11 protein-coding genes are annotated in these 12,912 nt (G+C 68.1%); 8 read left to right on the top strand and 3 right to left on the bottom strand.

Annotated elements, in window-relative coordinates; translation table 11 throughout:
- Nucleotides 1-26: 26 nt before the first annotated feature.
- Nucleotides 27-851, bottom strand: coding sequence for a M48 family metallopeptidase (locus C477_RS19080; RefSeq protein WP_008896188.1), 825 nt, complete (start codon nucleotides 849-851; stop codon nucleotides 27-29).
- Between the two features lie 326 nt (nucleotides 852-1,177).
- Between C477_RS19080 and dapA the strand changes: the two genes are divergently transcribed.
- From dapA to C477_RS19045, 7 genes are all read left to right on the top strand, one after another.
- Nucleotides 1,178-2,125 carry a 4-hydroxy-tetrahydrodipicolinate synthase gene (gene dapA / locus C477_RS19075; RefSeq protein ID WP_008896187.1) on the top strand — a complete coding sequence of 316 codons (948 nt, stop codon included), beginning with the start codon at nucleotides 1,178-1,180 and terminating at the stop codon, nucleotides 2,123-2,125.
- Complete coding sequence (dapB, locus tag C477_RS19070; RefSeq protein ID WP_008896186.1) at nucleotides 2,122-2,889, top strand: 4-hydroxy-tetrahydrodipicolinate reductase; 768 nt, start codon at nucleotides 2,122-2,124, stop codon at nucleotides 2,887-2,889. Before dapA ends, dapB begins: the two co-directional genes overlap by 4 nt.
- Nucleotides 2,886-3,722, top strand: a complete 837-nt coding sequence (locus tag C477_RS19065) for a 2,3,4,5-tetrahydropyridine-2,6-dicarboxylate N-succinyltransferase (RefSeq protein WP_008896185.1) — start codon at nucleotides 2,886-2,888, stop codon at nucleotides 3,720-3,722. The genes dapB and C477_RS19065 overlap by 4 nt, the downstream gene beginning before the upstream one ends.
- Before the next feature lie 432 nt (nucleotides 3,723-4,154).
- On the top strand, nucleotides 4,155-5,561 hold the full coding sequence (gene lysA / locus C477_RS19060; RefSeq protein WP_008896184.1) for a diaminopimelate decarboxylase: 1,407 nt from the start codon (nucleotides 4,155-4,157) through the stop codon (nucleotides 5,559-5,561).
- 4 nt (nucleotides 5,562-5,565) lie between these two features.
- Nucleotides 5,566-6,396: a diaminopimelate epimerase gene (dapF, locus tag C477_RS19055; RefSeq protein WP_008896183.1), complete on the top strand. Its 831-nt coding sequence runs from the start codon at nucleotides 5,566-5,568 to the stop codon at nucleotides 6,394-6,396.
- 23 nt (nucleotides 6,397-6,419) lie between these two features.
- Nucleotides 6,420-7,565: a M20 family metallopeptidase gene (locus C477_RS19050; protein ID WP_049914687.1), complete on the top strand. Its 1,146-nt coding sequence runs from the start codon at nucleotides 6,420-6,422 to the stop codon at nucleotides 7,563-7,565.
- Nucleotides 7,566-7,644: 79 nt separating this feature from the next.
- Nucleotides 7,645-8,589: a hypothetical protein gene (locus tag C477_RS19045; protein ID WP_008896181.1), complete on the top strand. Its 945-nt coding sequence runs from the start codon at nucleotides 7,645-7,647 to the stop codon at nucleotides 8,587-8,589.
- Nucleotides 8,590-8,769: 180 nt separating this feature from the next.
- On the opposite strand, the gene C477_RS19040 is transcribed toward C477_RS19045, so the two are convergent.
- Both C477_RS19040 and purB read right to left on the bottom strand, forming a co-directional pair.
- Nucleotides 8,770-9,543 carry a CPBP family intramembrane glutamic endopeptidase gene (locus tag C477_RS19040; RefSeq protein ID WP_008896180.1) on the bottom strand — a complete coding sequence of 258 codons (774 nt, stop codon included), beginning with the start codon at nucleotides 9,541-9,543 and terminating at the stop codon, nucleotides 8,770-8,772.
- A 70-nt stretch (nucleotides 9,544-9,613) separates the two neighbouring features.
- Entirely contained in the window at nucleotides 9,614-11,002 is a 1,389-nt protein-coding gene (gene purB / locus C477_RS19035; protein WP_008896179.1) for an adenylosuccinate lyase, read from the bottom strand.
- Between the two features lie 177 nt (nucleotides 11,003-11,179).
- Here purB and purH point away from each other — a divergent pair, with 177 nt between their 5' ends.
- Complete coding sequence (gene purH / locus C477_RS19030) at nucleotides 11,180-12,817, top strand: bifunctional phosphoribosylaminoimidazolecarboxamide formyltransferase/IMP cyclohydrolase (protein WP_008896178.1); 1,638 nt, start codon at nucleotides 11,180-11,182, stop codon at nucleotides 12,815-12,817.
- Nucleotides 12,818-12,912 lie beyond the last annotated feature (95 nt).

The raw sequence follows: 12,912 nt of genomic DNA, 5'->3' as shown, positions 1-12,912 counted from the left end.
ACAAAACGGTTGACGAGTGGGTCCGTTTAGCTGCGGAGCTTCTCGATGCGCTTCTCCGTCGGCGGGTGGCTCGCGAACAGCTTCTCCATGAGGCCGCGGTCGGTGTTCATGATACACAGCGCGCTCATGCTGTCGTCGAGTTGGGACTCGCGTCCCTTCGCGCCGCCGGAAATCTTCTCGAGGGCACGCGCCAGCGGTTCGCCGGTACCGATGTACTGGCGGGCGTCCTCGTCGGCGACGTACTCGCGGTACCGCGAGATGGCCAGCACGAAGATCATCACGAGCATGTTCGCCAGCGAGGAGGCGACCATCGCGAGGATCCAGGTGCCGATGTTGCGCTCGCCGCCCATCAGGACCGCGAAGTAGGCGACGTAGCCGACCATCATCCCGATGGACTGGCCGACGACCATCGTGATCACGTCGCGGTTCTTGATGTGGGCGATCTCGTGGGCGATGACGCCCTCGAGTTCGTCGCGCTCGAGGATCTGCATGAGTTCCGTCGAGACGCAGACGACGCCGGCGCCCTTGCGGCCGACGGCGAAGGCGTTGGGGACGCCCATGTTCATCACCATCAGCTTGGGTTTGTCGACGCCCATGTCGCGGGAGAGCGATTCGGTCATCTGGTGGACCTCGCGGTACCGGCCGTCCTCGGGCATCTCCTCGGCGCCTCTGAGCGCCATCCACTTCCCGAGTTTGTACTGGATCGCGGGAAGGATGACGATCCCGGCGGGCAGTATCAGGATCGGGCTGACGCCGAATAGCAGGGCCAAAAACGTCGCTGCTCCGACGTAGAAGGCAAAGAGGATGGTACCGACGACGACCATCCGAAGTTTCAGTCCGAAGTCTGTCATAGACGATTCTATGTAACGCTCGGGGATAAATTACGCGGAAGATCATATCAGCTGCTGGTACGCCGCGGGGACGGCCGCCGGCCGAAGACGCAACGGATAAGGGGGTTCGGATCAGTGAATCAGGTATGCGCCACGTCGCTCACCGCTCCGTCGGCTCCGTCTCGAGCGACGTCTCCCCTCGTTTTTCGAAACGTAAACGTGTGTGAAAGTGCTCGAAGCGGGTGTAGCAGCCCCGTTTCGGGCGCGGTCTCGGTCCGCACGCCAGCGACGACGATCGATCACGGACGATCGAAACGCCACTACCGACACGACCACGATACACGACAATGACAGCACTCGACCTTTCGGGCGTCTTCCCGGCGATGTGTACGCCCTTCGACGAGGACGAACGGATCGACTTCGAAACGCTCCAGACCGACGCGCAGCGACTCGAGGCCGCGGGCGTCGACGGGCTCGTTCCCGTCGGCTCGACCGGCGAGTCGGCGACGCTGACCCACGACGAACACGTGGAGGTCGTCGAGGCGGTCATCGAGGCCGTCGACGACGTTCCCGTCATCGCGGGCACGGGCTCGAACAACACCCGCGAGGCGCTGGAACTCTCCGAGCGGGCCGCCGACGCGGGCGCCGACGGCCTCCTGCTTATCTCGCCGTACTACAACAAGCCCGAACAGCGCGGGCTGATCGAACACTACGAAACGATCGCGGACGCCGTCGACCTGCCCCAGATCGTCTACAACGTCCCCTCGCGGACGGGTCGCAACATCGAACCCGACACCGCGGTCGAACTCGCCGCCCACGAAAACATCGCGGGCTACAAGGCCGCCAGCGGCGATCTCGGTCAGATCGGCGAGATCGCCGAGCGCACGACCGCCGAGGAGTTCGCCGTCCTTTCGGGCGACGACGCGCTCACGCTGCCGACCATCTCCGTCGGCGCGACCGGGACGATCAGCGTCTGTGCGAACATCGAACCCGAACTGACCTGCGCGATGGTCGGCGCCGCCCTCGACGGCGACTACGCGCGCGCCCAAGAGCTCCATCACACGCTCGGGCCGCTGTACCGCCACCTGTTCGTCGAGACCAACCCGATCCCGGTCAAGGAGGCCATGGAGATCCGCGGCTACGGCCCCGCTCGCATGCGCTCGCCGCTGACCCGCCTCTCCGAGGAGTACCGCGATGACCTCGAGGCCGTCCTCGCCGACCTCGAGGACGAGTCGACCCGCGCCGGTACCACCGACGCGAGCGACGAGGGAGCCGCAGTGGAGGGCGATCGATGACGGTTCGGATCGGCGTCACCGGCGCGACCGGTCGGATGGGCCGCGAAGTGATCGCCGCCGCCACCGACCGCGACGACTGCGAGGTCGTCTTCGCGGTCAACCGGGAGCCGGACGGCGAGACCGTCGACGGCGTCGAGATCGAGCCGGCCGACGAGTTCGACTCGCTGGTCGTCGACCGCGAACCCACGGCCATCATCGACTTCACCGGTCCCGAGTCGGCCGTCGACTACGCCGCGGCCTGCGCGGACGCCGGCGTCGCCTTCGTCACCGGGACGACCGGCTTCAACGACGACCAGCGCGAGGCGCTCGAGACCGCCGGCGACGACGTCGCCGTCCTCCACGCGCCGAACTTCGCCCGCGGCGTGCAGGCGCTGGTCAACGTCGTCGGCGAGGCGGTCCAGAATCTACCGGGATACGACGTCGAACTCGTCGAGACCCACCACAACGCCAAGCGCGACGCGCCTAGCGGGACCGCGAACCGGCTGCTCTCCGAGATCGAGGCCAACGGCGAGTTCTCCGAGCGCACGCACGGCCGCGAGGGCAAGGCGCCCCGCGAGGAGGGCGAGATCGGCGTCCACGCGCTGCGGGCCGGCGACATCACCGGCGAACACGAGATCGTCCTCGCGGGCAACCACGAGGAGGTCCGACTGACCCACCGCGCGGAGGATCGGGGCGTCTTCGCCGCCGGCGCGGTCGACGCGGCGGTCTGGATCGCTGGACAAAAGGCAGGTCGCTACGACTTCGCGGACGTGATCAGCGAATGAGCGCACTCGAAAGCGAGATTTCGGAGCTGTGGACGCAGTACCAGAACGACGCTATCGACGCCGGCACGGCCGGCGAGGACGAGTACGCCACCCTCGAGGCGTTCCTCGATTCCCTCGAGGACGGCGAGGTCCGCGCCGCCGAGAAGCAGGGCGACTCCTGGGAGGCCAACGAGTGGGTCAAGCAGGGCATCCTGCTGAACTTCGGCCTCCGCTCGATCCAGCAGTACGAACACGGCGGCACGACGTACAACGACGTCCTGCCGCTTGCGGACTCGAGCGAGTACGGCGACCGCGGCAGCCGAAACACGCCCGACGGCACCGTCGTCCGACAGGGCGCTCACATCGGCTCGGACTGCATCATGATGAGCCCGTCGTTCGTCAACATCGGCGCCCACGTCGGCGACGGCACCCTCGTCGACTCCTGTGACACCGTCGGCTCCTGCGCCCAGATCGGCGACAACGTCAAGCTCGGCGCCAACACCCTCATCGGCGGCGTCCTCGAGCCCGTCGAGAACGCGCCGGTCATCGTCGAGGACAACGTCTCGCTCGGTGCCGGCTGCCGCGTCACCTCTGGCTTCGTCGTCGGCGAGAACAGCGTCGTCGGCGAGAACACCCTGCTGACGCCGCGCATCCCCGTCTACGACCTCGTCGAAGAGGAGGTCATCTACGGCGAACTGCCCGCCGACCGCCGGGCCTTTACGCGCTTCGTCGAGTCCTCGATCAGCGATCACGACCTCTTCGACGGCGGCGCCTACAAGCCCGCCGTGGTCGCGACCGATCTGGAGACGGAGACGCTCGAGGCGACCGAGCGCGAGGACGCGCTTCGCGAATAATCGTTTTACCGACGTCACGGTTTTTGGACGGTTCGTTTCTACAGCACGGATTCCGCTACTGGAGGCATCGAGAACACCACGAAAGCCCCTGAGGCGCTCGACTCCCGAGACTCGTTGCGCTTCTCGGCCTTCGGCCTGCGGTGCTTACGTCGTCTAGGTTCGTCGACCGCCTCAGCCCCTTTCAGTCCCACCCGTTCCGGCTGATCGGTCTGGCCACCGCGGGTGGGACTGAAAGGGGCTGCCTGTTCCGGGAAGACGGGCGACGCAAGCACTGACTGAACGAAGTGAAGGAAGCGCGCAGCGAGCCCTTCGACCAGAACAGGCAGGGGCTTTCGTGGTGTTTGCAGGACCCTCTCTGCTGTAACACCGTAGAAAAACGCTCGAGAACCGGAATCCAAACCCTTGAATCCTTTCGGTCACTGTAGATGAACAATGACCGAGTTCGCGGATTCGCCGGCGATTCGCCGGCTCGCCGACTGGGACGCGACTCGCCTCGAGTCGCTGGTCGGCGACTACGGCTCACCGCTGTACGCGCTCGACCTCGAGCGCGTGCGCGAGAACTACCGACGCCTCGCGGCGGCGTTTCCCGACGCCGAGATCATGTACGCCGTGAAGGCCAACGCGCTGGGAGACGTTCTCGAGGCGCTCCACGAGGAGGGAGCGGGACTCGAGTGCGCCTCCGCCGGGGAAGTGAAACGCGCGCTCGCGGCCGCCGAGGCGAGCGATAGGAGCGACGGATCGGGCGCGGACGTCCACTACACGGCCGTCAATCCGCCCGCGCGGGACCTCAATTGGGTCGTCGACGCCTGGGAGGACCACCCCGAACTGACGATCACCGTCGGCGCCAAGGACACGATCGACCGCCTCGAGGAGCGCGGCTACGACGGACGACTCTGTCTCCGCGTGAATCCGGGGATCGACGCCGGCCACCACGAGAAGGTCAAGACCGGCGCCGCCGCGAAGTTCGGCGTGCCGATCGGGCGCGCGGTCGACGTGCTCGCGGACGCCGCCAACCGCGGCTTCGACGTCGTCGGGGTCCACGCCCACGTCGGATCGGGCGTCTCGAGCGACCAGTTGGACGACCACCGGGCGTTCGTCGCGCGGATGGGCGAGCTCGCACGCGATGTAAGTGACACCGTGGGCGACCTCGAATTCGTCGACATCGGCGGCGGCTTCGGCGTCCCCTATCGCGCCGAGGAGGACCCGCTGGACCTCGAGGCCGTCGCCGAGGCGACGCGGGAGGCACTGGGCGAGGTCGACGCGCGGCTGACGATCGAACCCGGTCGCTACTTCGTCGCGGACGCGGGCGTCCTCCTGACCGAGGTCAACACCGTCAAGGAGGCCCGCGACACCCTCGCGGTCGGCGTCGACGCCGGGATGACGACCCTGCTGCGGCCCGCGATGTACGACGCCTACCACCCGATTCGGAACCTGACAGCCGACCTCGAGGCCGACTCGAGCGACGAAGCCGGAGAATCGAGCGATAACGGCCGCGAGACGGTCCCACAGACGATCGCCGGCCCCATCTGCGAGAGCGGGGACGTTTTCTGTTCCGACCGCGAACTACCGGCCAGCAGACGCACGGACGTGCTCGCGATCGGCAACGCGGGGGCCTACGGCTACGAGATGGCCAACCAGTACAACTCCCGGCCCCGGCCCGCGTCGGTCGTCATCGACGGCGACGGCGACGACGCGGGCCGACTCGCCCGCCGACGCGAGACGTTCGACGACGTAACGCGAGTCGAGACGGACGCGGCCGATCCGACGATCGAAAACCCGAGTCGGAACCGGAACGCGGATACCAACCGAGAAGCACATAACGACCACGATATACGATAGCACGATGAGCGTCCCATTCCAGAAGTACCACGGCACCGGCAACGACTTTCTAATCATCCAGGCAGACGAGTACGTCCCCGATCGGGGCGCACTCGCCGAACGCGAGTGCGACCGCGACGACGGCGTCGGTGCCGACGGCATCCTCTATCTCGCCTTGGAGGAGCGGTTCCACCCGCCGCGGGTCATCATGACGCTGGTCCAGCCCGACGGCGCGACGGCTCCGATGTGCGGCAACGGCGCGCGCTGTGCCGCCGACTGGGCCATGGAGGAGACCGGCTCCGACAGCGTCATGATCGACACGCAGGCGGGGACCCTCCGCGCGGACCGCACGGACGAGGGGATCACCATCGAGATGGGCACGCCCACGTTCGCCCCCGACGAGGTACCCGTCCGAGCCGACGAGCAGGTCTTCGAGGAGGAGATCGAGGGTCTCGAGGTGACGATGGTCAACACCGGCGTCCCCCACGCCGTCACGTTCGTCGACGACGTCGACGACGTCGACCTCGAGACGGTCGCGCCGCCGGTCCGCTACGCCGACGCGTTCCCGGTCGGAACGAACGTCACGCTCGCCAGCTCCGACGGTGAGGGCGGCTTCGATCAGCGAACCTACGAGCGCGGCGTGGAAGGCGAGACCGACTCCTGTGGCACCGGCGCGGTCGCCATCGCCGTCGTCGCGCGCCGACTCGGCCACACCGACGCCGACCCGGTCGACGTCCATCCGCCGGGCGGCGATCTGCGCGTAAGTTTCAACGACCGCGGGAACGCGACGCTCGCCGGCCCCGTCGAACACGAGTTCGACGGCGAAGTGACCGTCCGATCGCCGACGGAACTGTGAGCGGGGACGACGGCGCGACGACGATGTCGACCGCGGACAGCGCGTTCGCCGGATTCGACCCCGTCGAGTTCCTCGAGACGGCCGTCCAGCACGACTCACACGAGGACGTCGGTCCGATGCGGACGTTCCTCTGCGAGACGCTCGAGAGCCACGGCGTCTCGCCCCGCGTCGACGACGGCGGCAACGTGCTGGCGACCCGCGGGCCGGCCGACGCCGATACCCGCGTCGTGTTGAACACGCATATCGACACCGTCTCGCCGCACGTCTCGTTCGAGCGCGACGAGAGCGGGAGCGAAGCCGGCGGGAGCGACGTGATCCGCGGCCGCGGCTCCTGCGACGCGAAGGGGCCCCTCGCCGCGTTGCTCGCGGCGTTTTTCGCCGTCGACCCGACCGAGGGCCGGGTCACGCTCGCGATCACGCCGGACGAGGAGGTGCTCTCGACGGGCGCCTACAAACTCGTGACGGGCGAGGACTCGCCGACGCGCGACGCCGACGCCGTGATCGTCGGCGAACCGACCGATCTTGACGTCTGTACGGCCGCGAAGGGCCGGTTTCAGGGAACGATTCACCTGACGGGCGCCAACGCCCACGCCGCGGAGCCGGAGACCGGCGCCAACGCGGTCGCGGCCCTCGAGTCCGTCCTCGCGGCGATCCGCACTTTCGACGAGCGGGCGGACGCACCGCCCGAACACCCCCAGCTCGGCGCCGCGACGCTCACGCCGACCGTCGTCGAGGGCGGCGAAGCAACGAACCAGGTGCCGGCCGACTGCGCGCTGACGGTCGACCGTCGCAGCGTGCCCCCGGAGACGGCCGACGAGTTCCACGCCGCGCTGACCGACCAGTTGGAGGCGGCCGTTCCCGACGATGTCGGCGTCGAGTTCCGCTTTACCGATCGGCCGACGCCGTTCCTCGAGGCCTGGGATACCGACCCTGACGCCGAAATCGTCGACGTCCTCGCGGACGCGTCCGGGGGCGAAGTGCGCCCGTTCACCGCCGCGACCGAGGCCTCCTACTTCGCGGCCGACGCGCCGACGGTCGTCTTCGGTCCCGGCGTGCTCGCGGACGACGAAGGGGCGGTCGCCCACGCCCCGCGGGAGTACGTCCGCGTCGACGCCGTTCGAGCGGCGTCGCGGGCGCTCGAGGAGACGCTCCGGACGCTCGTCGCGTAGCCGGCCGGGAGTGCCTGAACCGAGACCGATCCGATCGGGCGTTTTTTGTCGATACTGCCACACCTATCCGTATACGCACGTGTCTCCCCTCGCCGTCGCCCTCGAAACCGCGTTCGCTCCGCTCGCCCTCGCCGCCGTCGGCCCGAACTGGACGACTCCCCTCGCCGCCTCGAGCGTCGGCGCCGTCGTTCCGCGCCCGTTCTGGCTCCCGCTCGGGACGACGATCGTCGCGCTCCTCGTCGGCGTCGTTCTCCTGGCCGCCGCCTCGTCGGTTACGCGAACGGTCGGTGACGAGATCGGCGAGCGGCCGGATCTCTCGTTCGCCGTCGGGTTTCTCGGCCTGTTCGGACTGCTCGTCGTCGTGACGCTGCCACTGATTCTGTCGATGACGGTCGAACACCCGGCGATCTCCGCGCTGACGGCGGTCGTCGCCGGGCCGGGACTGTTCGTCTGGGGCCTCGCCGTGGTCGTCGGTAGCTGTCTCGGAGCCGTCGCGATCGGCGACCGACTCGCTCGACGGCGCGGCGACTCGGCGTCGCTCGTTCCGGCGGTCGGCAGCGGCGCCGTCGTCCTCGGCGCGAGCCAACTCGTTCCCGTGTTCGGCGCGCTGGTGGCGATGGGGCTGGCGACCGTCGCGATCGGGGCCGTCGCGCGGCTTCGGTTCGACGTCGACGAGCGCCTGTTCGACGGCGACGCGGCCGGCGAGTCGGCCGGGCGGTCGGAAATCGGTCGCTCGAGTGCCGGGTGGGAGACCGAACCGGACCGGTCGCCGGCCGCCGTGACCTGGAACGGCGGAGACGAATCGGCCGGACAGCCGGCGGACCGCGAGGACCGTTCGTGGCCGGATGGGACGGAGGCCGTCCTCGAACGGGACGGCGACGACGATTCTGGCCGGGACGAGATCGACATCGTCGGAGACGGCGAGAACTGGACCGTCGGCGGCTGGCAGTGGGACGCCGACGCGGCCGACGACGGGGACGGCGACGCCGAGCCGTCTCGCGAGGAACCCGCCGACGAACGGTAAGGACGCACGGATGGCGCGCCGCCGTGAGCGGGTCGGCGGCAGCGGGAATCGATGCTGGCCGCAGCAGGACTCGAGTCGTCGAGTGCAACGGAATTTGCTCTTCGACCCGGTCGGACTCGAGTTACAAGGAATCGAAATCGCCGACGGACGACCCGAACTTCTCGGTCCTGGCGTCCGATCTCAGGCGTAGGTCAGGTAGTTCGAGAGGTAGACGACCGCGTTGTAGCAGCCGTGGATCAGCGCCGGGACGAGCAGGCTGCCCGAGAGTTCGTACAGCGTGCCGAGGTAGAGCCCCAGCGACAGCACCGTTCCGAGGCTCACGAGGACGGCCCCGAACTCCTCGCCCATGTAGACGGGGAGATGGACGGCGGCGAAGACGAGCGCGGACAGAGGGACGGCGAGCAGCGTCGGGAACGCCTCGCCCAGCCGCGACTGGACGACCCCGCGGTAGAGCAGTTCCTCGCCGGGACCGGTCAGGAGGATCGCGATCGGAATGCCGACCAGAAACAACACCGGGTGGTTACGGTTCTGCTCGATGCTCGAGTGGGTCTCGCCCTCGCCGCCCGTGCCGAACGGATCGACGTACTCGACGAGGCTGTGGTAGCCGACGACGACGATAAACGCCCCGGCCAGTCCGAGGACGATCCACGCCAGATCCCAGATCGTGGGGTTCCGAAGGCGGAGGAACGCGCGGGTGAAATCGCGGTCGAATCCGTTGCGGCGAACGATCAGGTACGTCAGCGCGAGGCCGCCGGTCCCGACGACGTTGAACGCGACCGAGGTGGATATCTGGGTGATCGCCTCGGCCTCGTAGCCGAGCGCGAACACCTGTCCCTGAACGCCCAGCGTCGCGGCGTAGCCGGTCAGCCAGCCGCCGAAGGCGAGGGCGAGACAGAGGACGACGACGCGGAGGCGCGCCGGAACCGTTCCGGCGATCGATCGACTCGAGGACACGGTCGACCCTACCCACTACGGATAGAAATAGGTACTGACACGTCGGGTGGGCCCCGTCGGGCGACCCTCGTTACTCGAGGTCGTCGACCAGCCCGTCGGCGACGCCGACGTAGTCCGTCGGCGTCAGGGCCAGCAGCTCCTCGCGGACGTCCTCGTCGACGTCGAGGTCGTCGAACATTTCGCGGAAGTCCTCGATCGTGACGTCCTTGCCCCGCGTGACGGCCTTGACTTGCTCGTAGGCGTCCGCCTGGCCCTCCCGGCGGAGGATCGTCTGGACCGCTTCGCCGATGATCTCGGGGGTCGACTCGAGGTCTTCGCGCATGACCTGTTCGGTGGGGACGACCTTCTCGAGGCCGGCGGCGGCCTTGGTGTAGCCGATCAGGCAGTGGGCAAAGGCGGCGCCGATGTTGCGTTTCACCGTCGAGTCCGAGAGGTCCCGCTGGAGCCGCGAGGTGGTGACGTAGTCGGCGAGGAAGGTCAGATCCGAGTTGGCCTTCGAGAGGTTCCCCTCGCTGTTCTCGAAGTCGATCGGGTTGACCTTGTGGGGCATCGTCGAGGAGCCCGTCTCGCCCTCGACGGCCTCCTGGCCGAGATAGCGATCGGAGACGTAGAGCCAGACGTCCAGATCCAGATCCAGCAGGACGTCGTTGGCTCCCCGGAAGGCGTCGAACAGCGTCGCGAGGTCGTCGCAGGGGTTGACCTGCGTCGTGAGGGGCTCGAACCCGAGGTCGAGACCGTCCTCGACGAACTCCCGCGCGAACGCCGGCCAGTCGACCTCTGGGTACGCGGCGTGGTGGGCCGCGTAGGTTCCGGACGCGCCGCCGAGTTTCCCCCGCAGGTCGTCGGTCGCCCGCCGGATGCGACCCGTCGCGCGGGCCAGCCGGGAGGCGTAGACGGCCATCTCCTTGCCGAACGTGGTCGGCGTCGCGGGCTGGCCGTGGGTGCGGGCCAGCATCGGGAGGTCCCGGTGCTCCCGGGCCATCTCGGCGAGCGCGTCGCGGACCTCGTACAGTTCGGGCAGGAGCACCTCGTCGACGGCGTCCCGGACGAGCAGCCGGTGGGCGAGGTTGTTCACGTCCTCGCTGGTCAGCCCGAAGTGGATCCACGCCGAGGCGTCGCTGTCAGCGGGGAGTTCGTGGCGGATGAAGTACTCGACGGCCTTGACGTCGTGGTTGGTGGCCTCGAACTCGCCGTGGCCCTCGGTCTCGAGTTTCTTGATCAGGCGGGCGTCCTCCTCGGCGAAGTGCTTGTAGAGCCCGCGGAGGTGTTCGCGCTCCTCGAGGTCGAGTTCGAGCGGCGTCGCCTCGAGGTCGGCCAGCGCGACGAGGTACTCGACTTCGACGCGAACCCGCGCTCGCATGAGCGCGGCCTCGCTGGCGTACGGCGACAGCGGTGCGGTCCGGCTGCTGTACCGACCGTCCAGCGGCGAGACGGCGTACAGGGCGTCGGTGTCGGCCATAGTAGTCCGTCCGCAACGATGGCGAAAAAGGGTATCGAAACCGCGACCCGCTCGGGGCCACGAGCGTGCATATCTCGACGTTCCGGTCCGGTAATATCGGCATAAGTGTCCACGAATGTGCATACCCGAGGGAACGAGACCGCAACCACTTTGCCGTTCGCGGGCGCCACTCCGACCATGACGCGAATCGCCGGGATGGCCGGCAACCGAGGGCGCAACCTGTTGAACATCGCCGATCGCAACCCGGGCGGGGCCGAACTGGCCGTCGTCCTCACGAACGACGCGGACGCGCCGGTGCTCGAGGCCGCTGCCGAGCGCGGGATCCCGACCGAAGTCGTCCCGCTCGAGGACGACATGAGTCGGAGCGAGCACGAGGAAGCGGTGCTCGAGGCCCTCTCGGAGTACGACTTCGAGCTGGTCTGTCTGGACGGCTACATGCGCATCCTCTCGGAGACGTTCCTCTCCGAGGCGCCGACGACGCTGAACGTCCACCCTGCGCTCTTGCCCGCGTTCCCCGGGATGGACGCCTGGGGCGATGCGCTCGAGGAGGGCGTCTCGGTGACGGGCTGTACGGTCCACGTCGTCACGGACGCGACCGACGGGGACGGAAACGTCGTCGAAGAAGACGTCGACGCCGGCCCGATCGTCACTCAGGAGCCGATTCCGGTCTACGAGGGCGACGACGAGGAGAGCCTGAAGGAGCGCGTCCTCTACGAGGGCGAGTTCCGCGCGTACCCGCGTGCGGTGAAGTGGTTCGCCGACGGGGCAGTGGACGTGGATACGGAGGCCGGCGAGGTCACTGTCGAGAGCGACGTGGCGACCGTCGGAGACGAGGACCACGACGGTCTCCCGTTGCGCCGGCTCGTCTCAAACGACCGCGCCGACACCCTCCGCTACGGGGAGAATCCCCACCAGGACGCCGCGGTCTACACTGACTACACGACGGACGAGGCCAGCGTCGTCCACGCCGACCAGCTCAACGAGGGCGCGAAGGCGCTGTCGTACAACAACTACAACGACGCCGACGGGGCGCTCAACCTGATCAAGGAGTTCGACGAGCCCGCCGCCGCGGTGATCAAGCACACGAACCCGGCTGGCTGTGCGACCGCCGACTCGCTTTCCGAGGCCTACGAGAAGGCCCTCTCGACGGACCCGATGAGCGCCTTCGGCGGCATCGTCGCCCTGAATCGCGAGTGCGACGCCGAAACCGCCGAACAGATCATCGACTCCTTCAAGGAGGTCGTCGTCGCCCCCGGCTACACCGACGACGCCCTCGAGGTGCTCTTCGAGAAGGACAACCTGCGCGTCCTCGACGTGGGCGAACTCGGCGAGCGGACCGAACGCTTCACCGAGAAACCGCTCGTCGGCGGCCGACTCGTCCAGGAACGCGACCTGCAGTCGATCTCGGTCGACGACCTCGAGGTCGTCACCGAGCGCGAGCCGACCGACGAGGAACTCGAGTCGATGGTCTTCGCGTGGCAGACCCTGAAACACGTCAAGTCCAACGGGATCCTCTTCGCGGACGGCACCGAGACGGTCGGCATCGGCATGGGGCAGGTCTCCCGCGTCGACGCGGTCCGCCTCGCGGCGATGAAGGCCGACGAGCACGCCGAGGGAAAGGACGCCGAGGGCGCGGTCATGGCCTCGGACGCCTTCTTCCCGTTCCCGGACGGGATCGAGGAGGCCGCCGAGGCGGGCATCGAGGCGGTCGTCCAGCCCGGCGGCTCGGTTAACGACGACGACGTGATCGAGGCCGCGGACGAACACGGGATCGCGATGGCGTTTACGGGCCAGCGGAGCTTCAGACACGATTGAGCGTACGAGAGAGGTCTAACGCTCGAAAGACGCAAAGCGTCTTTCGTTGGTTCCGGCACGACTGCTGTCTCTTATACACATCTCTGATGGCGCGA

The sequence above is a fragment of the Haloterrigena salina JCM 13891 genome, from assembly GCF_000337495.1.
Lineage (GTDB): Archaea > Halobacteriota > Halobacteria > Halobacteriales > Natrialbaceae > Haloterrigena > Haloterrigena salina.
The sequence above is the reverse complement of the archived record's forward strand: the minus strand, read 5'-3'. Positions and strand labels throughout refer to the sequence as shown.

Bases quoted from the DNA above. Each gene is read 5' to 3' on its own strand.
- C477_RS19080 (WP_008896188.1), bottom strand. From the start codon at position 851: ATGACAGACTTCGGACTGAAACTTCGGATGGTCGTCGTCGGTACCATC.
- dapA (WP_008896187.1), top strand. From the start codon at position 1,178: ATGACAGCACTCGACCTTTCGGGCGTCTTCCCGGCGATGTGTACGCCC.
- dapB (WP_008896186.1), top strand. From the start codon at position 2,122: ATGACGGTTCGGATCGGCGTCACCGGCGCGACCGGTCGGATGGGCCGC.
- C477_RS19065 (WP_008896185.1), top strand. From the start codon at position 2,886: ATGAGCGCACTCGAAAGCGAGATTTCGGAGCTGTGGACGCAGTACCAG.
- lysA (WP_008896184.1), top strand. From the start codon at position 4,155: ATGACCGAGTTCGCGGATTCGCCGGCGATTCGCCGGCTCGCCGACTGG.
- dapF (WP_008896183.1), top strand. From the start codon at position 5,566: ATGAGCGTCCCATTCCAGAAGTACCACGGCACCGGCAACGACTTTCTA.
- C477_RS19050 (WP_049914687.1), top strand. From the start codon at position 6,420: ATGTCGACCGCGGACAGCGCGTTCGCCGGATTCGACCCCGTCGAGTTC.
- purB (WP_008896179.1), bottom strand. From the start codon at position 11,002: ATGGCCGACACCGACGCCCTGTACGCCGTCTCGCCGCTGGACGGTCGG.
- purH (WP_008896178.1), top strand. From the start codon at position 11,180: ATGACGCGAATCGCCGGGATGGCCGGCAACCGAGGGCGCAACCTGTTG.